General features: G+C 70.5%; 20 protein-coding genes. 13 read left to right on the forward strand and 7 right to left on the reverse strand.

The annotated features are described in order from the left end of the window. Window positions 1-42: 42 nt before the first annotated feature. From ACFT4A_RS28145 to ACFT4A_RS28190, 10 genes are all read left to right on the forward strand, one after another. A complete protein-coding gene (locus tag ACFT4A_RS28145; protein ID WP_382835128.1) occupies window positions 43-999 on the forward strand; it encodes a Rossmann-like and DUF2520 domain-containing protein in 957 nt (318 codons plus the stop codon). After that, window positions 996-1,997 carry a pantoate--beta-alanine ligase gene (gene panC / locus ACFT4A_RS28150; RefSeq protein ID WP_382835131.1) on the forward strand — a complete coding sequence of 334 codons (1,002 nt, stop codon included), beginning with the start codon at window positions 996-998 and terminating at the stop codon, window positions 1,995-1,997. Before ACFT4A_RS28145 ends, panC begins: the two co-directional genes overlap by 4 nt. Next, entirely contained in the window at window positions 1,994-3,715 is a 1,722-nt protein-coding gene (locus ACFT4A_RS28155; protein WP_382835133.1) for an L-aspartate oxidase, read from the forward strand. The genes panC and ACFT4A_RS28155 overlap by 4 nt, the downstream gene beginning before the upstream one ends. Before the next feature lie 5 nt (window positions 3,716-3,720). Continuing rightward, window positions 3,721-4,695 carry a carboxylating nicotinate-nucleotide diphosphorylase gene (gene nadC / locus ACFT4A_RS28160; protein WP_382835136.1) on the forward strand — a complete coding sequence of 325 codons (975 nt, stop codon included), beginning with the start codon at window positions 3,721-3,723 and terminating at the stop codon, window positions 4,693-4,695. Between the two features lie 14 nt (window positions 4,696-4,709). Next, the gene (locus ACFT4A_RS28165) at window positions 4,710-5,507 is read left to right on the forward strand and encodes a type III pantothenate kinase (RefSeq protein ID WP_184594802.1); all 798 of its coding nucleotides are present in this window, start codon (window positions 4,710-4,712) and stop codon (window positions 5,505-5,507) included. 185 nt (window positions 5,508-5,692) lie between these two features. Further along, window positions 5,693-6,409: a hypothetical protein gene (locus ACFT4A_RS28170; RefSeq protein WP_382835228.1), complete on the forward strand. Its 717-nt coding sequence runs from the start codon at window positions 5,693-5,695 to the stop codon at window positions 6,407-6,409. A gap of 18 nt (window positions 6,410-6,427) precedes the next feature. Then, window positions 6,428-6,610, forward strand: a complete 183-nt coding sequence (locus tag ACFT4A_RS28175; protein WP_382835140.1) for a hypothetical protein — start codon at window positions 6,428-6,430, stop codon at window positions 6,608-6,610. A 199-nt stretch (window positions 6,611-6,809) separates the two neighbouring features. Further along, complete coding sequence (locus ACFT4A_RS28180; RefSeq protein ID WP_382835231.1) at window positions 6,810-7,232, forward strand: BlaI/MecI/CopY family transcriptional regulator; 423 nt, start codon at window positions 6,810-6,812, stop codon at window positions 7,230-7,232. 9 nt (window positions 7,233-7,241) lie between these two features. Then, window positions 7,242-7,775, forward strand: a complete 534-nt coding sequence (locus ACFT4A_RS28185) for an amino-acid N-acetyltransferase (protein ID WP_189725877.1) — start codon at window positions 7,242-7,244, stop codon at window positions 7,773-7,775. A 224-nt stretch (window positions 7,776-7,999) separates the two neighbouring features. Further along, window positions 8,000-8,335 carry an Lsr2 family protein gene (locus tag ACFT4A_RS28190; RefSeq protein WP_010048839.1) on the forward strand — a complete coding sequence of 112 codons (336 nt, stop codon included), beginning with the start codon at window positions 8,000-8,002 and terminating at the stop codon, window positions 8,333-8,335. Between the two features lie 9 nt (window positions 8,336-8,344). Here ACFT4A_RS28190 and ACFT4A_RS28195 read toward each other — a convergent pair whose 3' ends face one another. Next, entirely contained in the window at window positions 8,345-9,064 is a 720-nt protein-coding gene (locus ACFT4A_RS28195) for an SCO3374 family protein (RefSeq protein WP_382835142.1), read from the reverse strand. 430 nt (window positions 9,065-9,494) lie between these two features. Between ACFT4A_RS28195 and ACFT4A_RS28200 the strand changes: the two genes are divergently transcribed. Further along, on the forward strand, window positions 9,495-12,020 hold the full coding sequence (locus tag ACFT4A_RS28200) for an ATP-dependent Clp protease ATP-binding subunit (protein WP_382835145.1): 2,526 nt from the start codon (window positions 9,495-9,497) through the stop codon (window positions 12,018-12,020). 68 nt (window positions 12,021-12,088) lie between these two features. Here the strand turns inward: ACFT4A_RS28200 and ACFT4A_RS28205 are convergent, their stop codons facing one another. Continuing rightward, a complete protein-coding gene (locus ACFT4A_RS28205) occupies window positions 12,089-12,730 on the reverse strand; it encodes an HAD family acid phosphatase (RefSeq protein ID WP_382835148.1) in 642 nt (213 codons plus the stop codon). 439 nt (window positions 12,731-13,169) lie between these two features. On the opposite strand from ACFT4A_RS28205, the gene ACFT4A_RS28210 reads away from it, so the two are divergent. Further along, window positions 13,170-13,883 carry a M23 family metallopeptidase gene (locus ACFT4A_RS28210; protein WP_382835150.1) on the forward strand — a complete coding sequence of 238 codons (714 nt, stop codon included), beginning with the start codon at window positions 13,170-13,172 and terminating at the stop codon, window positions 13,881-13,883. Between the two features lie 27 nt (window positions 13,884-13,910). Here the strand turns inward: ACFT4A_RS28210 and ACFT4A_RS28215 are convergent, their stop codons facing one another. After that, window positions 13,911-14,507 carry a TetR/AcrR family transcriptional regulator gene (locus tag ACFT4A_RS28215; RefSeq protein WP_382835153.1) on the reverse strand — a complete coding sequence of 199 codons (597 nt, stop codon included), beginning with the start codon at window positions 14,505-14,507 and terminating at the stop codon, window positions 13,911-13,913. Window positions 14,508-14,651: 144 nt separating this feature from the next. On the opposite strand from ACFT4A_RS28215, the gene ACFT4A_RS28220 reads away from it, so the two are divergent. After that, entirely contained in the window at window positions 14,652-16,247 is a 1,596-nt protein-coding gene (locus ACFT4A_RS28220) for an MDR family MFS transporter (RefSeq protein ID WP_382835155.1), read from the forward strand. A gap of 100 nt (window positions 16,248-16,347) precedes the next feature. Here the strand turns inward: ACFT4A_RS28220 and cseC are convergent, their stop codons facing one another. The 4 genes from cseC to ACFT4A_RS28240 form a co-directional block, all read right to left on the reverse strand. After that, the gene (gene cseC, locus ACFT4A_RS28225) at window positions 16,348-17,697 is read right to left on the reverse strand and encodes a two-component system sensor histidine kinase CseC (protein WP_382835158.1); all 1,350 of its coding nucleotides are present in this window, start codon (window positions 17,695-17,697) and stop codon (window positions 16,348-16,350) included. A gap of 7 nt (window positions 17,698-17,704) precedes the next feature. Next, window positions 17,705-18,406, reverse strand: coding sequence for a two-component system response regulator CseB (gene cseB, locus ACFT4A_RS28230; protein WP_382835160.1), 702 nt, complete (start codon window positions 18,404-18,406; stop codon window positions 17,705-17,707). 150 nt (window positions 18,407-18,556) lie between these two features. After that, window positions 18,557-19,213 (reverse strand): hypothetical protein, encoded by a 657-nt coding sequence (locus tag ACFT4A_RS28235; RefSeq protein WP_382835163.1) that lies wholly within the window; start codon window positions 19,211-19,213, stop codon window positions 18,557-18,559. After that, on the reverse strand, window positions 19,201-19,740 hold the full coding sequence (locus ACFT4A_RS28240) for a SigE family RNA polymerase sigma factor (protein WP_030251439.1): 540 nt from the start codon (window positions 19,738-19,740) through the stop codon (window positions 19,201-19,203). Before ACFT4A_RS28240 ends, ACFT4A_RS28235 begins: the two co-directional genes overlap by 13 nt. Between the last annotated feature and the right edge of the window lie 225 nt (window positions 19,741-19,965).

The following is a 19,965-nucleotide window of genomic DNA, read 5'->3' on the forward strand; positions in this document are numbered from 1 at the left end:
TCCGGTACCCGGAGCGGACTGGAACGGGAAGGCCGCCGTCGAGTGAACACAACCCCACAGCCAGAGCCCAAGGACCGCCCCGCGCGGCTCACCGTCGGCGTCGTCGGCGCCGGCCGCGTGGGACCCGCACTGGCCGCGGCCCTGCAACTCGCCGGGCACCGCCCGGTCGCCGTCTCCGCGGTCTCCGACACCTCCCGGCGCCGCGCCGCGCAACTGCTGCCCGACGTGCCCGTGCTGCCGCCCGCCGAGGTGCTCCAGCGCTCCGACCTGGTCCTGCTGACCGTTCCGGACGACGCCCTGCCCGACCTGGTCGCCGGACTCGCCGACACGGGGTCCGTACGGCCGGGACAGCTGCTCGTCCACACCTCGGGCCGCTACGGCGCCCGGGTGCTCGACCCCGCCCTGCGCGCGGGCGCCCTGCCGCTGGCCCTGCACCCCGCGATGACCTTCACCGGCACGCCCGTGGACGTCCAGCGGCTGGCCGGCTGCTCCTTCGGCGTCACCGCGCCCGAGGAGCTGCGGCTGGCCGCCGAGGCCCTCGTCATCGAGATGGGCGGCGAGCCGGAGTGGATCGCCGAGGCGAACCGGCCGCTCTACCACGCGGCGCTCGCCCTGGGTGCCAACCACCTGGTCACCCTGGTCGCCCAGTCCCTGGACCTGCTGCGCGAGGCCGGGGTCGCCGCCCCCGACCGGATGCTCGGGCCGCTGCTCGGCGCGGCCCTGGACAACGCCCTGCGCTCCGGCGACGCGGCCCTCACCGGCCCGGTCGCGCGCGGCGACGCGGGCACCGTCGCGGCCCACGTCACCGAGCTGCGCCGGCACGCCCCGGGGACCGTCGCGGGCTATCTGGCGATGGCCCGCGCGACCGCCGACCGGGCCCTGGCCCACGGCCTGCTGAAGCCGGAGCTCGCCGAGGACCTCCTCGGGGTACTCGCCGACGCGAGCGACGGCTTTGACGGCACCGACGGCACCGATGGCACCGGAGGGGACGCCCGATGACCACCACCCTGCTGAGCACCGCCGACGAGCTGCACGCACGCGTGCGGGCGGGCCGCCGCGCCGTGGTGATGACCATGGGTGCCCTGCACGAGGGCCACGCCACACTCATCCGCACCGCGCGCGGCATCGCGGGACCGGACGGCGAGGTCGTCGTCACCGTCTTCGTCAACCCGCTGCAGTTCGGCCAGGGCGAGGACCTCGACCGCTATCCGCGCACCCTGGACGCCGACATCGAGCTCGCCCAGGAGTCCGGCGCGGACGTCGTGTTCGCCCCCTCGGCGGACGAGGTGTACCCCGGCGGCGAGCCCCAGGTCCGTATCACCGCGGGCCCCATGGGCGAGCGTCTGGAGGGCTCCTCCCGCCCGGGCCACTTCGACGGCATGCTCACGGTCGTCGCCAAGCTGCTGCACCTGACCCGCCCCGACGTCGCCCTGTACGGCCAGAAGGACGCCCAGCAGCTCGCCCTGATCCGCCGCATGGTCCGGGACCTGAACTTCGGCGTGGAGATCGTCGGCGTCCCCACCGTCCGCGAGGACGACGGCCTGGCCCTGTCCAGCCGCAACCGCTACCTCTCGGCCGCCGAGCGGCGCACCGCCCTCGCGCTGTCCAGCGCCCTGTTCGCGGGCCAGGACCGGCATGCCGCGCAGGAGGCGCTGCGGGCCCGGGCCCGTGAGGTGCCCGCCACGCGCGCGCGTGCCGAGGCGCTCAGCGCCATCGGCGAGTCCCGCGCGGCGGCCGACGCGCACGCCGTGGCGACGGCCGTCCCGGGCGGCCCGGCGGCCGTCCGCGCGGCCGCCCGTCAGGTCCTGGACGAGGCCGCCCGCCTCGATCCGCCGCTGGCCCTGGACTACCTCGCCCTGGTCGACCCGTCCGACTTCACCGAGATCGGGCACGACTTCACCGGCGAGGCGGTCCTCGCCGTGGCCGCCCGGGTCGGGGCGACCCGGCTGATCGACAATCTCCCCCTCACCTTCGGAACCTTCGGAGCCGCCTCGTGACCAGCACAGGCATACGACTGCACGCGCCGGCGCCCGGCTGGTCCATCGCCGCTGACGTGGTCGTCGTCGGCTCGGGCGTCGCCGGCCTGACCGCGGCCCTGCGCTGCCAGGCCGCGGGCCTGAAGACCGTCGTCGTCACCAAGGCCCGCCTCGACGACGGCTCCACCCGCTGGGCCCAGGGCGGCATCGCCGCGGCCCTCGGCGAGGGCGACACCCCCGAACAGCACCTCGACGACACCCTGGTCGCGGGCGCGGGCCTGTGCGACGAGGAAGCGGTCCGCATCCTCGTCACCGAGGGCCCCGACGCCGTACGCCGTCTCATCGAGACCGGCGCCCGGTTCGACGAGTCCTCCGAGGGCGCCCTCGAACTCACCCGCGAGGGCGGCCACCACCGCCGCCGCATCGCCCACGCGGGCGGTGACGCCACCGGCGCCGAGATCTCCCGCGCCCTGGTCGACGCGGTACGCGCGCGGGGTGTGCGCACGGTCGAGAACGCGCTCGTCCTGGACCTCCTCACGGACGCCGAGGGCCACACCGCGGGCGTCACCCTGCACGTCATGGGGGAGGGCCAGCACGACGGCGTGGGCGCGGTCCACGCACCCGCCGTGGTCCTCGCGACCGGCGGCATGGGCCAGGTCTTCTCCGCGACCACCAACCCGTCCGTCTCGACGGGCGACGGCGTGGCCCTGGCGCTGCGCGCGGGTGCCGAGGTGAGCGACCTGGAGTTCGTCCAGTTCCACCCGACCGTCCTCTTCCTGGGCGCCGACGCGGAGGGCCAGCAGCCCCTGGTCTCCGAGGCGGTGCGCGGCGAGGGCGCGCACCTGGTCGACGCCGACGGCGTGCGCTTCATGCTCGGGCAGCACGAACTGGCCGAACTCGCCCCGCGCGACATCGTCGCCAAGGGCATCACGCGCCGTATGCAGGAGCGGGACGCCGAGCACATGTTCCTCGACGCCCGGCACTTCGGAGCCGAGATGTGGGAACACCGCTTCCCGACGATCCTCGCCGCCTGCCGCGCCCACGGCATCGACCCGGTCACCGAGCCCATCCCGGTCGCCCCGGCCGCCCACTACGCCTCCGGCGGCGTCCGCACCGACGCACAGGGCCGTACGACCGTCCCCGGCCTGTACGCGTGCGGCGAGGTCGCCTGCACCGGCGTGCACGGCGCCAACCGCCTGGCCTCCAACTCCCTCCTCGAAGGCCTGGTCTACGCCGAGCGCATCGCCGCCGACATCACGGCGAGCCACGCGGAGAACGGCCTCCTCACGCGCGTGCCCCGGCCGCTCCCGTACCCGGAGACCCCCGAGCACCCGCTGCTCACCGCGGAGGCCCGCTTCACGATCCAGCGGATCATGACCGACGGCGCGGGCGTGCTCCGCTCGGCCGGGTCCCTGGACAAGGCCGCCGACCGGCTCCAGCGACTGCACACCGACGCCCGCGACGCCCTCGCCGAGCACGGCAAGACCGCCGAGCCCGGCGTCGACACCTGGGAGGCCACCAACCTCCTGTGCGTGGCCCGCGTCCTGGTCGCCGCCGCCCGGCTCCGGGAGGAGACCCGGGGCTGCCACTGGCGCGAGGACCGCCCCGAGCGCGACGACACCGCCTGGCGGCGCCACATCGTCGTACGCCTGAATCCGGACCGCTCGCTGGCCGTGCACACCACGGACAGCACAGACTTTCCTACGACCCTCCCGCCCCAGGCCCCCCAGGAGCAGTGACCGACGTGACCACCCCCGACCTTCCCCTCGCCTCGTCCGGAGGCTGCGGCGACGGCTGTGCCTGCGGCGCGGACGAGGAGGCATACCTGGAGTGCGGCCTGGACCCCGCACTCGCCCAGCTCCTGGCCGACGCGGGCCTCGACCCCGTCGAGATCGAGGACATCGCCAACGTGGCCCTCCAGGAGGACCTGGCCCACGGCGTGGACGTGACGACGGTCGCGACGATCCCCGAGGACGCGGTGGCCACCGCCGACTTCACCGCGCGTGAAGCGGGAGTCGTGGCCGGCCTCCGGATCGCGGAAGCCGTCATCTCGGTCGTCTGCGAAGAGGAACTGGCCATCGAACGCCACGCGGAGGACGGCGACCGCGTGGAGGCGGGACAGAAGCTCCTCTCCGTCACCACCCGCACCCGCGACCTCCTCACGGCCGAACGCAGCGCGCTGAACATCCTGTGCCGTCTGTCGGGCATCGCCACGGCCACGCGCGCGTGGGCGGACACCCTCGACGGCACCAAGGCCAAGGTCCGCGACACCCGCAAGACGACCCCCGGCCTGCGCAGCCTCGAGAAGTACGCGGTCCGCTGCGGCGGCGGCGTCAACCACCGCATGTCCCTCTCGGACGCGGCCCTGGTCAAGGACAACCACGTGGTCGCCGCGGGCGGCGTCGCCCAGGCATTCCAGGCGGTCCGCGACCGCTTCCCCGACGTCCCCATCGAGGTCGAGGTCGACACCCTGCACCAGCTCCGCGAGGTCCTGGACGCCGGCGCCGACCTGATCCTCCTGGACAACTTCACGCCGGGCGAGTGCGAGGAGGCGGTGGCCCTCGTCCAGGGCCGCGCCGCCCTGGAGGCCTCGGGCCGCCTGACCCTCGTCAACGCCAAGGCCTACGCGGACACCGGCGTCGACTACCTGGCCGTCGGAGCCCTCACCCACTCCTCGCCGATCCTGGACATCGGCCTCGACCTGCGGCCGGCGGAGTAGGGCGGGTACGGGTCATGCTGCTGACGATCGACGTAGGAAACACCCACACCGTCCTGGGCCTGTTCGACGGCGAGGACATCGTCGAACACTGGCGCATCTCCACGGACGCGCGCCGCACCGCCGACGAACTGGCGGTCCTCCTCCAGGGCCTGATGGGCATGCACCCGCTGCTCGGCGACGAACTGGGCGACGGCATCGACGGCATCGCCATCTGCGCGACCGTCCCCTCGGTCCTGCACGAACTGCGCGAGGTGACCCGCCGCTACTACGGCGACGTGCCCGCCATCCTCGTCGAACCGGGCGTCAAGACGGGCGTCCCGATCCTCATGGACAACCCCAAGGAGGTCGGCGCCGACCGCATCATCAACGCGGTCGCCGCGGTCGAGCTCTACGGCGGTCCCGCGATCGTCGTCGACTTCGGCACGGCGACGACGTTCGACGCGATCAGCGCGCGCGGCGAGTACGTCGGCGGGGTCATCTCGCCCGGCATCGAGATCTCCGTCGAGGCCCTCGGCGTCCGCGGCGCCCAGCTCCGCAAGATCGAGGTGGCCCGGCCGCGCAGCGTCATCGGCAAGAACACGGTCGAGGCGATGCAGTCGGGCGTCATCTACGGCTTCGCCGGCCAGGTCGACGGCGTCGTCAACCGCATGGCGCGCGAGCTGTCGGAGGACCCGGAGGACGTCACCGTGATCGCGACGGGCGGCCTCGCGCCGATGGTCCTGGGCGAGTCGTCGGTCATCGACGAGCACGAGCCGTGGCTGACGCTGATCGGCTTGCGGCTGGTGTACGAGCGGAACGTGTCCCGTATGTGAGCCGGCACCCGGCGTCTCTTCGCCGAAGCCGGGTGGGTCCGCGACGCCTGCGGAGCGGGGTGCCGCCGCGCAGGCGCCGCGCGCACCCGAGTGGTCCCCCACGCCACACCCATCCCCTATGCGTAATTTGTCTGATTAGCGCGTATCGTCGCCGCATGCCCACGCCATACGGATCCCGCGGCGGCATGGCGTTCGGCGTGGAGGAGCTGCGTGTGCTCCGCCGCGCTCTCGCCCTCGCCCTCCACCCCACCTCCGCCTCGTCCGACGACGTCCAGGACTGCCTCCGCCTAGCAGAGTCGCTCGACGAGGCGACGCGGGAGGGAGCCAGGCTGCGCGCCTTCCTCGTGGCCGACCTCGGCCGGTACCGCGCCGCCCTGCCCGGCACCGCCGCCGGGTACCTCACCCTCCTGGACGAGGCCCTGGGTGCCGGCTACCGCCCCCACCCCCACGACCTCACCGCCCTCCGCGCGCTGCGCGGCAACCCCACCGCCGCCGCCCTCCTGGACCGCTGCCGCCTGCTCGCCGAGCAGCACGTACGCACCCACGCGCGGCAGCACTCCCGAACCGCCCACCCGGTCACCCGGATGGCCCCCGCCGCTCCCGCCGGTCCCGACACCCCCACCGTCCCCGCCGCCCGCACCCGCCTGCTGGCCCTGCCGGGAGGCCTCTCCGCCCCGGGAGACGCCGCCAAGGACGCGCCAGGACAGCCGCCCGAGAAGAAGCCCGCCCGCAAGCCGCCGGCCCCGAAACCGGCCCCCAAGCCCGCCCCGGCTCCGACCCCCGCCCCCGCCCCGGGCACCCCGAAGCCCAGCCGCCCGATCCCCACCCCGGGCGAGGTCTTCCCGCGCCGCAAGCCCACCCCGCCGCCACCCGCGAACCCCCAGCAGCTCGCCGCGGGCTGACGTGGCTACCCTGGATCCATGGACTATGTCTCCGCGCTGCTGCCCCCGGTCGTCATGGCCGTCTTCTTCATCGGCGTGATCCGGGTGATCGTGAAGACGCAGGGCGGCGCCAACAAGGCCAAGGAGGACGCGGCCGTGGACGCCGCCCTCGCGCGCGTGGAGGGCGCCCGCCAGGCCTCCGCGAGCACCCCGAAGGCCTGAGCGCACCCACCCCCGCCCCACCCCGCCGACGGCGTACGACTCGGCGCGGCCCGCCCACCGCGAGGCCCGCGGCTACGAGTCGTACGCCCTTTTTGTTCCCGTTCGCCGCTGAAGCGCACGTCCGCCACGCCATTACCGAGATCTCCCACTATTGTTCTGAGCTGTGCCTCGCCCATTGGGAGAACTCGAAGACGCGGTCATGTCGCGGGTGTGGAAGTGGAACCGCCCGGTGACCGTTCGAGAAGTCCTGGAAGATCTTCAGAAGGAGCGGTCCATCGCGTACACCACCGTGATGACCGTTTTGGACAATCTCCATCAGAAGGGCTGGGTGCGCCGCGAGGCGGAAGGCCGTGCCTATCGATATGAGGCGGTCTCCACACGCGCCGCCTACGCCGCGGCCCTGATGAACGACGCCTGGTCGCAGAGCGACAACCCCGCCGCCGCTCTCGTCGCCTTCTTCGGCATGATGAGCGAGGAACAGCGACAGGCTCTCCGCGATGCCGTACGCATCGCCCAGGTCCCGGAAACCCAGGAACCGACCGAAGCGTCTGATTCGACCCCGGCCCCCGAGAACCCCGTCCCCGAGAACCCCGCCTCCGCTCAGGACCGCGGCGGGCGATAGCGTCCGCCCATGTCCGCGAAGAGCCCAGAAGCCACCGCAAAAGCCATCACCGTCCGACGGGCCCGCACCAGCGATGTCCCGGCGGTGCGCCGTCTCCTTGACGCCTACGTCCGCGGCGGCAACCTGCTCGACAAAGCAACGGTGACGCTTTACGAGGACATCCAGGAGTTCTGGGTCGCGGAACGGGACGACAACGCGGAGGTCGTCGGCTGCGGCGCCCTGCACGTGATGTGGGAAGACCTCGCGGAAGTGCGCACTCTCGCGGTGAAGCCCGGCCTGAAGGGCGCGGGCGTCGGACACCAGTTGCTGGAGAAGTTGCTGCACACCGCCCGCTGGCTCGGCGTTCGTCGCGTTTTCTGTCTGACCTTCGAAGTCGACTTCTTCGTCAAGCACGGCTTCGTGGAGATCGGTGAGACGCCGGTCGACACGGATGTCTACGCGGAGCTGCTGCGTTCCTATGACGAGGGTGTCGCGGAGTTCCTCGGTCTCGAACGAGTGAAACCGAACACCTTGGGCAACAGCCGGATGCTTCTGCATCTGTGATCGTCGGCGATTCGGGGATCGACACCTGCCCCGGTGCCCTATGTCCGAAACGCGCACGTTTCCGGACGGAGCCGGGGCTCCCGGTCTCTGCCGAGGGTTTGTGTTTTTCCGGCAAAAGCGGTTTGCTTTCCGACGTACTGCAGTACTGCATATAACAGGGGACGGCGATACGGCGGACGCCGGCACTCTCCCCGGCCCTGAAGATATCGATGAAAGGAAATCCGGTGGCACAGAAGGTTCAGGTCCTTCTTGTCGACGACCTCGACGGTGGCGAGGCGGACGAGACCGTGACGTTTGCGCTGGACGGCAAGACGTACGAGATCGATCTCACCACCGCCAATGCGGACAAGCTCCGTGGCCTTCTCGAGCCTTACGTGAAGGGCGGTCGTCGTACCGGAGGCCGTGCTTCGGGCGGGCGCGGAAAGGCGCGCGCGGCATCGAGCGGCAGCCAGGACACCGCGGCCATCCGCGCCTGGGCGAAGGAGAACGGCTACGAGGTCAACGACCGCGGCCGTGTCCCCGCGACCATCCGCGAGGCCTACGAGAAGGCCAACGGCTGAACAGCGGCACTACTGACCTTGCGTACGCAAGGCCGGCGGCGGGGCGCACGCGCGTCGCAGCCGGACCCGGTGGCAGTGCGTGGCCACCGTGTCCACCAGCCGTACGAGATCGGGGGCTTTCCCACCGCCCCCCAAGGCCGACAGCGTCGGCAGCGAGGCCTCGACCTCGCATCCCGGCTCGGGGGGCCGCAGCCACACGGCGGCCCCCTGGGAACCGACCCGGCCCGGGGAGCACGGCCGGCCGGTGAACGGCCCGGCCCTGTCGGGAACCGGCGCCACAGCCGCCCCGGGAGGCACCTGCGAGGCCCTCTGGCCGGGCAGCGGCACGTTCTCACCCGCCCCGCTCGCTCCGCCCGGCACCGGCGCCTCCATGGACCCGCCCGCGCCGATCGCGACCAGGTCGAGCGCCAGCGACCCCCACTCCAGCCACTCCAGCAGCCCGGGCAACTCCTCCGCGCTGCCCGCGGCCACCAGCAGCCGCATACGGTCGCCCCGTACGGCCACGGGAGAGCCCGGCTCCAGGCGCCGCAGCGCCGCGTGGCCCGCCTCGGTCGGCACGTCCAGGACGTCGAAGCGGACGCCCGCCGCCAGCCGCACCGGATCCCCGGGCACCGTCGGCCAGCCCAGTTCCCCCTCGTACCACCGCCGGACCCGACCGCTCTCGTCGAGCGGCCGGCGGGGGAGCGGGACGAGCGCGGACGCGGTCACGGGGTGCGGGGCGCCGAACATGCCAAGTGCAACCGCCGGAAGGACGTGCGAGTTACGCTGGGTTTCGTCGTGGGCGCACAGAGTGGCGAAACGGGGGCGCGCGGGGGGTGCCGGGAGGCGCAAGGTTGTTCGCCCGTAGCGGAGGGAACCGGGGCACCCGGCATGGACATCCGGGCTCTACGGGTAAGACATCCCTAGTGGGAGGGGGCGACACGCAGGAAAGGCCGTCTCACGTTCGCCATCGGCGTACTGGCGATGGGGGTAACTGCCTGGCCTGCGGGAACATCGTCTCGCACCATCGGGTTGGAGCAGATGTCGGCGTTCGGGGTCAGGAGGCCATCGACGGTGTCGGCAGTTGGAATGAGCGGTCCCCGCTTGCGGGACTAAGCTGCGGAAGGACAGGGAGGGGAAGTTCCCCCCACTGCCTGACCGCTCTGAGGAGCGATTAACGATGTTCGAGAGGTTCACCGACCGCGCGCGGCGGGTTGTCGTCCTGGCTCAGGAAGAAGCCCGGATGCTCAACCACAACTACATCGGCACTGAGCACATCCTCCTGGGCCTGATCCACGAGGGTGAAGGTGTCGCCGCCAAGGCCCTTGAGAGCCTCGGGATTTCGCTCGAGGCGGTCCGCCAGCAGGTGGAGGAGATCATCGGGCAGGGGCAGCAGGCCCCGTCCGGGCACATCCCCTTCACCCCCCGTGCCAAGAAGGTCCTGGAGCTGTCGCTCCGCGAGGCCCTTCAGCTGGGCCACAACTACATCGGCACGGAGCACATCCTGCTCGGCCTGATCCGCGAGGGCGAGGGCGTCGCCGCCCAGGTCCTCGTCAAGCTGGGCGCAGATCTCAACCGGGTGCGGCAGCAGGTCATCCAGCTGCTCTCCGGTTACCAGGGCAAGGAGACCGCCACCGCCGGCGGTCCTGCCGAGGGCACGCCCTCCACGTCCCTGGTCCTCGACCAGTTCGGCCGGAACCTCACCCAGGCCGCTCGTGAGTCCAAGCTCGACCCGGTCATCGGGCGCGAGAAGGAGATCGAGCGGGTCATGCAGGTGCTGTCCCGCCGTACGAAGAACAACCCGGTCCTGATCGGTGAGCCCGGCGTCGGCAAGACCGCCGTCGTCGAGGGCCTCGCTCAGGCCATCGTCAAGGGCGAGGTGCCCGAGACCCTCAAGGACAAGCACCTCTACACCCTGGACCTCGGCGCGCTGGTCGCCGGCTCCCGCTACCGCGGTGACTTCGAGGAGCGCCTGAAGAAGGTGCTCAAGGAGATCCGCACCCGCGGCGACATCATCCTGTTCATCGACGAGCTGCACACGCTGGTCGGAGCGGGTGCCGCCGAGGGCGCCATCGACGCGGCTTCCATCCTGAAGCCGATGCTGGCCCGCGGTGAGCTGCAGACCATCGGTGCCACCACGCTGGACGAGTACCGCAAGCACCTGGAGAAGGACGCGGCCCTCGAGCGCCGCTTCCAGCCCATCCAGGTCGCGGAGCCGTCCCTGCCGCACACGATCGAGATCCTCAAGGGTCTCCGTGACCGGTACGAGGCCCACCACCGCGTCTCGATCACCGACGAGGCGCTGGTCCAGGCCGCCACGCTGGCCGACCGGTACATCTCGGACCGCTTCCTGCCGGACAAGGCGATCGACCTGATCGACGAGGCCGGTTCCCGGATGCGCATCCGCCGGATGACCGCGCCGCCGGACCTGCGCGAGTTCGACGAGAAGATCGCCGGCGTCCGCCGGGACAAGGAGTCCGCGATCGACTCGCAGGACTTCGAGAAGGCCGCCTCCCTCCGCGACAAGGAGAAGCAGCTCCTGGCCGCCAAGGCCAAGCGGGAGAAGGAGTGGAAGGCCGGCGACATGGACGTCGTCGCCGAGGTCGACGGTGAGCTGATCGCCGAGGTCCTCGCGACCGCGACCGGCATCCCGGTCTTCAAGCTGACCGAGGAGGAGTCCTCGCGTCTGCTGCGCATGGAGGACGAGCTCCACAAGCGGGTCATCGGCCAGAAGGACGCCGTCAAGGCGCTCTCCAAGGCGATCCGCCGTACGCGTGCCGGTCTGAAGGACCCGAAGCGCCCCGGTGGCTCGTTCATCTTCGCCGGCCCGTCCGGTGTCGGTAAGACCGAGCTGTCGAAGGCGCTCGCCGAGTTCCTCTTCGGTGACGAGGACGCGCTGATCTCCCTCGACATGTCGGAGTTCAGCGAGAAGCACACGGTGTCGCGGCTCTTCGGTTCGCCCCCCGGCTACGTGGGCTACGAGGAGGGCGGCCAGCTGACCGAGAAGGTCCGCCGCAAGCCGTTCTCCGTCGTCCTCTTCGACGAGGTCGAGAAGGCCCACCCGGACATCTTCAACTCGCTGCTGCAGATCCTGGAGGACGGTCGCCTGACCGACTCCCAGGGCCGGGTCGTGGACTTCAAGAACACGGTCATCATCATGACGACCAACCTCGGCACCCGGGACATCTCCAAGGGCTTCAACCTGGGCTTCGCGGCCTCGGGTGACACGAAGTCCAACTACGAGCGCATGAAGAACAAGGTCCAGGACGAGCTCAAGCAGCACTTCCGGCCCGAGTTCCTCAACCGCGTCGACGACGTGGTCGTCTTCCCGCAGCTCAGTCAGGACGACATCCTCAAGATCGTCGACCTGATGATCGGCAAGGTGGACGAGCGCCTGAAGGACCGGGACATGGGCATCGAGCTCTCCCAGTCCGCCAAGGAGCTGCTGTCCCAGCGGGGCTACGACCCGGTGCTGGGTGCGCGTCCGCTGCGTCGCACCATCCAGCGCGAGATCGAGGACTCGCTGTCGGAGAAGATCCTCTTCGGCGAGCTGCGTCCCGGTCACATCGTGGTCGTGGACACCGAGGGCGAGGGCGAGGCCAAGACCTTCACCTTCCGGGGTGAGGAGAAGGCGGCTCTGCCGGACGTCCCGCCGATCGAGCAGGCGGCCGGTGGATCCGGGCCGAACCTGAGCAAGGACGCGTAAGCGTCACGGCTGAGTGAGAGGGGCCGGTGCTGAAAAGCACCGGCCCCTTTCGCATGCCCTGCGGCCTTTTACGACAGCTGCCCGTCGTAATCCGGCAGCTTGTACGTCTTCTCGGCATGACCGCCCGAGAGATCGGTGGCGCTGTTGCCGATGTTCGCGATGATCGTGTAGCCCTTCTTCTCGATGTCGACGCGCTGGGCCGTCTTGTACTCGGCGACGTTCTTGAAGAGGTCGATGAAGTTCCGGACGTAGAGGCCGGAGACCCGGTAACCGGTCTGCTTGAGGTTGTACTCGGTGAACGAGTAGACGATGTCCGGGCGGGCGGTCACGAAGAACAGGGCGACACCGTGCTCCTGGGCGTATCTGGCGGCCTCCAGGACCGGCTTGTTGGCCGGCTGCGGGTAACTGAAGCCGAAATCGGTCTCCAGCGTGGTGTTGTCGATGTCGAAGACGATCGCCTGCTTCTCACCCGGCTTGGTGGCCGCGATCCGCTGCTTGAGATAGGGCAGCGCCTGGGCCATCACCGCCTGGCAGTCCTTTTGCCAGGTGGTGTAGTCGACGTTCGCCGCGGCGGACGTCGAGGCGGCGGTGGCGGACGTGGAGGCACGGGTGGCGGTCGTGGCGTCGGCCGGCGCGGCCATCGCCACGAGGGCTGCCGCCGATACGGCGGTCACTGATGCGCGGTGCAACCAGGGGCGTCGGGTCTGCATGTGGTGGGGGGTCCTCTCACGTCCGTGACGCTGCAACATGTCGTGTGCATGTTCGTGGGCGAGGGTGGCGCGAAGGGAACCGTAGGGTTACCGGACGGTAGGTGCCTAGAGGCGTGCGCCACATTTCCGGAATGGCTGAAGAGGGCCTCCGGTGACATGGCGCACAGGCGATATGTCCGTTACTAGATGGAATAGTTGCTGACGGGCCGGGAGGAAAGGGACTTTTGCCGCGCGGGATGGGGGAAAGTGCAGTGCAGTGGGCTGATTCGTCCCCTATGACTGCTGTGTCAAGAGACGTGGAACACTGAACCAAATTACTAACTTCAGTCGTAGATCACGCTTTTTGGGGTTTGTCGGGCTTCGGGTTACCAAGGGATGGCCATTCGGCGAGCGTCTGTGCGCCGGGTGGTTTCTCCGTCCCCTTCCACACGAGGTTTCGATGTCCCAGCGCGTCACGTCCCGTTCTTCCCGTACGTCCCAGCTCCGCACCCGTGCGACCGTGCTGGCCGCCGGCCTTGGCGTCTCGGTCGCACTGGGAGCCGGGGTCGCGTCCGCCGCCGACACCACGTCCGCGTCCGGCGCCGCCAGTGCCGTCCAGGCGCAGGCCGCCGCCCAGGCCAAGCACGCCAAGGCCGAGGCCGTGAAGGCCGAGAAGGCCGCCCAGGTCGCCGCCGCGAAGAAGGCGGCCGAGAAGAAGGCCGCTGCCAAGAAGGCCGCCGCCAAGAAGGCCAAGCCGTCCTGGGTCGACCCGGTGAAGAAGTACAAGCTCTCCGCGAGCTTCGCCCAGAACGGCGGCATGTGGGCGCACAAGCACAGCGGCCAGGACTTCGCCGTCCCGAGCGGCACCCAGGTCGTCGCCGCCCACGGCGGCACCGTGGTCAAGGCCGGCGGCAACGGTGCCGGTGACGGCCCCGCCTACGGCAACGCCGTCGTGATCAAGCACGGCAACGGCACGTACTCCCAGTACGCCCACCTGTCGAAGGTCACCGTGAACGTCGGCCAGATAGTCAAGACCGGCCAGGAGATCGCCAAGTCCGGCAGCACCGGCAACTCGAGCGGTCCGCACCTGCACTTCGAGATCCGTACGACCGCGAACTACGGCTCGGCCGTCGACCCGGTGAAGTTCCTGCGCGCCAAGGGCGTGAAGGTCTGACGACCGCCCCCTGACCCGGCGGTGCCGCTAGGAGCCCTCGGCTCCCCGGTGGGCCCGGGTCACCAGCTCGGTGGCGACCTCGAGGACGGCTTTGTCCTTCTCCTCGGGGTCGCCTTCCATTTCCTGGAGCAGGAACATCCCGGCGTGCAGCGTGAAGAGCGCGCTGGCGCAGCGGACCTGGTCGACCAGGTCCGCGTCCGGGTCGATGATGGTGTCCCGCAGGCTGCGGATGCGCTCCTTGAAGGAGTCGCCGATCCGCAGTTCCCGCACCGTCGCCTGGTTCTCGTGCATGAAGCGGAACAGCGGCGCCGCGTGGGACAGCGCCTCGGCGTAACGGCGGACGATCTCCTGCTTGGTGTCGAGGGTGTGCGGCTGGCTCCGGCCCCACTCGATCAGGTCGTCGATCGGCTGCGTGAGGTCCTCGAAGATGCTGACGAGGATCTCTTCCTTCGTCTTGAAGTGGTAGTAGAGCGCCGCCTTGGTGACATCCAGGCGCTCGGCGATCTCGCGCAGGGACGTCTTCTCGTAGCCCTGCTCCGCGAAGAGTTCGAGGGCCACGTCCTGGATGCGCTGGCGGGTGTTCCCGCGGCGCCGCTGCCTGGTGCCGTCCATGGTGCCGCCCATCCTCCTACGCCGCCCCGCTTTCCATAAAACTTACTTGACGCCCGGCTAGTTCCGGAGCTAACTTCCGAGTGTAGTCACTAGCCGGTCGGCAAGTAAGTAGCGGTAGCTGCAAGCGAGTAGCGGTAGCTGGGGGAGTGGGAAGCGATGGCGGACACGACGGACACACCGGCGGTCGGCGCCGGCAGCGGGGAGAAACAGCCGAGGAGCGTACGGGTCGTGCTGCTCGCGCTGATGATCGCGATGATGCTCGCGATGCTCGACAACATGATCATCGGTACGGCGATGCCGACGATCGTCGGTGAGCTGGGCGGGCTCGAACACCTCTCCTGGGTCGTCACCGCCTACACCCTCGCCACCGCGGCCTCCACCCCGCTGTGGGGCAAGCTCGGCGACATGTACGGCCGCAAGGGCACGTTCATGACGTCCATCGTCATCTTCCTGATCGGCTCGGCGCTCAGCGGCATGGCCCGGGACATGGGCGAGCTGATCGGCTTCCGTGCCGTCCAGGGCCTCGGGGCCGGAGGTCTGATGGTCGGCGTCATGGCGATCATCGGTGATCTGATCCCGCCCCGGGAGCGCGGCAAGTACCAGGGCATGATGGCCGGCGTCATGGCGCTGGCGATGATCGGCGGCCCGCTGGTCGGCGGCACCATCACCGACAACTGGGGCTGGCGCTGGGCCTTCTACATCAACCTGCCGCTCGGCGTCGTCGCGCTGGCCGCCGTCAGCGTCGTCCTGCACCTGCCGAAGAAGCGGTCCGAGGCGCGGATCGACTACCTGGGCGCCGCCCTGCTGACCATCGGCATCACCGCGATCGTGCTCGTCACCACCTGGGGCGGCACGGAGTACGCCTGGAGCTCCGCGCGGATCATGGAGCTGATCGGCATCGGGGTCGCCGCGCTCGTCGGGTTCGTGTTCTGGCAGACGAAGGCCGCCGAACCGGTCGTGCCGCTGCACATCTTCCGCAGCCGCAACTTCACGCTGATGTCGGTCATCGGCTTCATCACCGGCTTCGTGATGTTCGGGGCCACGCTCTTCCTGCCGCTGTACCAGCAGTCCGTGCAAGGCGCTTCCGCGACGAACTCCGGGCTGCTGCTCCTGCCGATGCTCGGCGCGATGCTCGTCACCTCGATGGTCGCCGGGCGGGTCACCACCAACACCGGCAAGTACAAGATCTTCCCGGTCCTCGGCAGCGCCCTGATGATCGTCGGGCTCTACCTGCTCTCCACGATGGACACGGGCACCTCCCGCCTCACCTCCGGTGTCTTCATGGCCGTGGTCGGGCTCGGCATGGGCTGTCTGATGCAGATCACCATGCTGGTCGCGCAGAACAGCGTCGAGATGAAGGACATGGGCGTCGCGTCCTCGTCCACCACGCTCTTCCGCACCCTCGGCTCCTCCTTCGGCGTCGCGATCATGGGCGCGCTGTTCAACAACCGGGTCCAGGACGTCATGACCGAGCGCGCGGGTGCCCTGGGCTCCAAGGTGACCGAGCAGTCGGCGCAGCTCGACTGGAAGAGCCTGCAGAAGCTTCCGGTGCTGGTCCGGGAGGCGTACCAGCACGCGGTCTCCGCAGGCACCCACTCGGCGTTCCTGCTCGGAGCCGTGGTGGCCGTGGTCGCACTCGCGGCGGCCGTCTTCGTCAAGGAGGTGCCGCTGAAGGGAGCGGGACCGAAGACATCGGACGACGACAAGGCGGACGGTCCGGCCGCGCAGGCGCCGGTGTCCGAGTCCGTCTGACCGCACCGCACGAAGGCCCCTGGGGTTCGGCCCGGGGGCCTTCGTCATGCCGATCGCACAGGGCCCGCACGCCCCCGCACGCCCTTAGGCCGCGTCACGCCTACGCCCCCGGCAGCATCGGATAGCTCCCCGTGTTCGTCGGCGCGTGCTCCGGCAGCCACAGGACCGCCACCGCGCCCTCGGCCGGCAGCTGCTCCGGTGTTCCGGGCGTGCGGACGTTGCGGAAGGTCAGACGGGCGCCCAGGACCCGGGACTGGCCGGACGCGATGGTCAGACCGAGACCGTGGCCGTGGCCCGCGCGGTCCGTGCTGCCGGTGCGGAAGCGGCTCGGCCCCTCGGCGAGCAGATCCTCGGGGAAGCCCGGGCCGTGGTCGCGGACCCGGATGACCCGGCCCTCGACGGTGACCTCGATGGGCGGCTTGCCGTGCCGGGCCGCGTTGGCCAGGAGATTGAACAGGACCCGCTCCAGGCGCCGCGGGTCGGTCGTGACCTCCGACTCGTGCACCACCCGCACCTCGATGGCCGGGTCCTTGGCCGTCACCCGCCGGGCGACGAACTCGCCCAGCATGATGTCCTGCAGCTCGGCCCGCTCCGAGGCCCCGTCCAGCCGGGCCACCTCCAGCACGTCCTCCACGAGCGTGCGCATGGCCTTCGCCCGGTCCAGCACCAGCTCGGTCGGGCGCCCCGGCGGCAGCAGCTCGGCCGCGGTCAGTAGCCCGGTCACCGGTGTGCGCAGCTCGTGCGCGATGTCGGCGGTGACCCGCCGCTCCGCCTCTATACGCTGCCGCAGCGTGTCCGCCATGGCGTCCACCGCGCTCGCCAGGTCGTCGGTCTCGTCCCGGACGACCCCGCCCATGGCGTCCCGCACCCGTACGTCGGTCTCGCCGCCCGCGAGCTGATGGGCAGCGACCGCCGCCTTGCGCAGCCGCCGCGACAGATGCCCGCCGATGAGCACGCCGAGCGCGCTGCCGCCCAGGACGACCGCGATGGACCCGATGAGCAGGGCCTGGTCGAGGTCCTGGAGGATGTCCGAGCTGCGGTCCGTGAAGCCCGAGTGCAGGGACATCACATGCCCGTTCTTCAGCGGCACGGCGGCCCATATGTCCGGCGTGCCACCCGGCCGGTCCGCCACATAGGTCGCCCGCTGGCCCACCTCGACCCGGTCCCGCAGCGCCTCCGGCAGATCCGGGTCGTCGATCTTGGTGTTGGGGAAGTTCATCCGCCCGGACAGCTCGAAGTTGCGCTGGGCGATCATGATGCGTTCGTCGGCGAGGTCGCGCGCGTTGTCCAGCATCGACACCCGCGCGGCGTTGTGCACGACCAGGCTCAGCGCGATCGCCACCAGCGCGCCGACCAGCGCGATGGCCGCGCTCAGCTTCCATCTGAGGCCCGTACGGATCCCCGCGTGTTCCACGCCCGAGGCGACCAGGCGCCGGAAATGCCCCCTCATACCCAGCTCAGGCCTTCAACTTGTAGCCGAAACCACGGACCGTCTCGATACGGTCCTGGCCGATCTTCTGTCGCAGCCGCTGCACATGCACGTCGACGACGCGGGTGTCCCCGCCCCAGCCGTAGTCCCACACCCGCTCCAGCAGCTTGTCGCGGGAGAGCACCGTGCCCGGCGCCGAGGAGAACTCCAGGAGCAGCCGCATCTCGGTCGGCGTCAGCGCCACCGGCTGCCCGGCCCGGCGGACCTCCATGCCCTCGGTGTCGACCTCCAGGTCCCCGAAGGCCAGCATCCCGCCGCTCGCGGGGGAGTCCGGCTCCTCGGCCCGGCCGCCGCCCGCGTGCCCGAAGCGGCGCAGCACCGCGCGGATCCGGGCGACCAGCACGGCCCCGTCGAACGGCTTGGTCACATAGTCGTCGGCACCCGCCTCCAGGCCCAGCACCACGTCGATGGAGTCGGCCCGCGCCGACAGCATGATGACCGGCACGGTCGACTCGTCCCTGATACGGCGGCACAGGCTGACCCCGTCGAGGCCGGGAACCATGACGTCCAGCAGCGCGATGTCGGGGCGGTCCGTGCGGAACGCCTCCAGGCCCGACAGGCCGTCGGGCATCGCGGTGACCACGAAGCCGTCCCGTTCCAGGGCGAGCTGCGTGGCCTCGCGGATGACGTCGTCGTCCTCGACGAACAGAACGTGGGTCTGGTCTGCCATCCCGGTGCTCTCAGTCCTCGTGTGGGTCGTGGGGTGTGTACTTCTCACGGACGCACGGTCCGTCCTCTCAGGGGACGCACGGTCCGTGCATCGCGTTCACCCAGAGATCGGTCCGAGCGGCCCGATCGGTTCACACACGCCGTGCCCGCGTCAGCTCGCGGGCACCGGCGACGGGCTGTCGCCGACGACCTTGCCGTAGTCGTTGTGCGTGCGGTACTTCTCGCTGAACCGGCCGGAAGCCCATCTGTACGTGATCACGTTCTCCCCGGAGGGGCTCGACACCGGGTCGCCCTTGTCGTACACCTGCTTGGTCACCACCAGGTCGCCGCGGTCGATCTCCGCGTAGATCGGGGGTTCCTCGGCCTTGAACACATTCTCGTACGAGCCGTCCCGCTCGCGGTACACATAACTGCCCACGCCCACCGCGTCACCGCAGGTCAGCACATTGACGACGACATCGTCGGCCGTCCCGCCGGTCAGCTTGCCGTAGGACACGTCGACGGGATACTCGTCGGCCACGCACGGCTTCAGCTCGCGCTTCACCTCGGGGGAGACCTCGGGGTCGTCCTTGACGAGCCGGACCGCGTTCACGGTGTCGGGCGTCCTGGACGGGGAGGCCGAGGGAGTGGCCGCGGTGGCGCCCGCCACCGCGTCGGCGTGCGCCGGGCCCTCGTCACGGGCGCCGGTGCCGCCGGCACCGCACCCGGACACGAAAAGGGCGAGGGCGGTGACCACGGCCGATGCCGTGCTCACCGCCTGGATGCTGCCCCGGGTCCGTGCAGACCCCTCGCCGGTCAGGCCGCGCACCGCTCCCGCTCCTCACGCTCCAGCGCGCGTGCGTCCAGGTCGCGGGACTCCAGCTCCTCACGGAGCCGGGCGAGCGCCCGGTGCAGCGTGCTTTTGACCGTTCCGGCCGACATACCGAGGGCGGCGGCCGTCTCCTCCGTGGACATCTGCTCCCAGTGTCGCAGCACCACGACACTGCGCTGCTTCGGGGCGAGGACCTTCAGTATGTCCATCAGCAGGGCGCGGTCCGCGTGCTGCTCGGTGGCGTCGTCGACCGAGGCGTCCGGGAGCTGCTCGGTCGGGACCTCCTCCAGCTTGCGGGCCCGCCACCACTCGGTCCGCGTGTTGATCATCACCCGGCGCAGGTAGGCGTCCGCCAGCCGCTTGTCCTCGATGGTCTCCCAGCGGCCGTAGGTCCGCACCAGCGCCGTCTGCAGCAGGTCCTGTGCGTCCGTCGGGTCCGGGACCAGGCGGCGAGCACTGCGCAGCAGTGCGTCCTGCCGGGTGCGGACGTACTCCTCGAACTCGAGCACCTCGCCCTGCGCCATGGTGAACCGCCTCCCGTTTCCCCGTTCGGGCCGGCTCCCCGCCGCCCGTGCACTGCCTGTGTTCCTTGGTCGTCCCGTGTCTTCCGGGAACGCATCTGAAGGTACGGAGGCGTTGTCACGGCGCTGTCCGAAGCAGCCTTCGGCTAGCACTCGGCTGTCCGTCGGTTGTGTAACGGCCGTCGGAACGGGGAACAGCGGTGGGGGTGTTGGGGTGACTATGGGGCG

Origin of the sequence: Streptomyces sp. NPDC057099 (assembly GCF_042671245.1) — a bacterium.
GTDB lineage: Bacteria > Actinomycetota > Actinomycetes > Streptomycetales > Streptomycetaceae > Streptomyces > Streptomyces purpurascens.

Bases quoted from the DNA above. Each gene is read 5' to 3' on its own strand.
- cseC (WP_382835158.1), bottom strand. From the start codon at position 17,697: ATGAGGGGGCATTTCCGGCGCCTGGTCGCCTCGGGCGTGGAACACGCG.
- ACFT4A_RS28200 (WP_382835145.1), top strand. From the start codon at position 9,495: ATGTTCGAGAGGTTCACCGACCGCGCGCGGCGGGTTGTCGTCCTGGCT.
- ACFT4A_RS28220 (WP_382835155.1), top strand. From the start codon at position 14,652: ATGGCGGACACGACGGACACACCGGCGGTCGGCGCCGGCAGCGGGGAG.
- ACFT4A_RS28165 (WP_184594802.1), top strand. From the start codon at position 4,710: ATGCTGCTGACGATCGACGTAGGAAACACCCACACCGTCCTGGGCCTG.
- ACFT4A_RS28215 (WP_382835153.1), bottom strand. From the start codon at position 14,507: ATGGGCGGCACCATGGACGGCACCAGGCAGCGGCGCCGCGGGAACACC.
- panC (WP_382835131.1), top strand. From the start codon at position 996: ATGACCACCACCCTGCTGAGCACCGCCGACGAGCTGCACGCACGCGTG.
- ACFT4A_RS28170 (WP_382835228.1), top strand. From the start codon at position 5,693: ATGGCGTTCGGCGTGGAGGAGCTGCGTGTGCTCCGCCGCGCTCTCGCC.
- ACFT4A_RS28210 (WP_382835150.1), top strand. From the start codon at position 13,170: ATGTCCCAGCGCGTCACGTCCCGTTCTTCCCGTACGTCCCAGCTCCGC.
- ACFT4A_RS28185 (WP_189725877.1), top strand. From the start codon at position 7,242: ATGTCCGCGAAGAGCCCAGAAGCCACCGCAAAAGCCATCACCGTCCGA.
- ACFT4A_RS28175 (WP_382835140.1), top strand. From the start codon at position 6,428: ATGGACTATGTCTCCGCGCTGCTGCCCCCGGTCGTCATGGCCGTCTTC.
- ACFT4A_RS28240 (WP_030251439.1), bottom strand. From the start codon at position 19,740: ATGGCGCAGGGCGAGGTGCTCGAGTTCGAGGAGTACGTCCGCACCCGG.
- ACFT4A_RS28180 (WP_382835231.1), top strand. From the start codon at position 6,810: ATGTCGCGGGTGTGGAAGTGGAACCGCCCGGTGACCGTTCGAGAAGTC.
- ACFT4A_RS28205 (WP_382835148.1), bottom strand. From the start codon at position 12,730: ATGCAGACCCGACGCCCCTGGTTGCACCGCGCATCAGTGACCGCCGTA.
- ACFT4A_RS28195 (WP_382835142.1), bottom strand. From the start codon at position 9,064: ATGTTCGGCGCCCCGCACCCCGTGACCGCGTCCGCGCTCGTCCCGCTC.
- cseB (WP_382835160.1), bottom strand. From the start codon at position 18,406: ATGGCAGACCAGACCCACGTTCTGTTCGTCGAGGACGACGACGTCATC.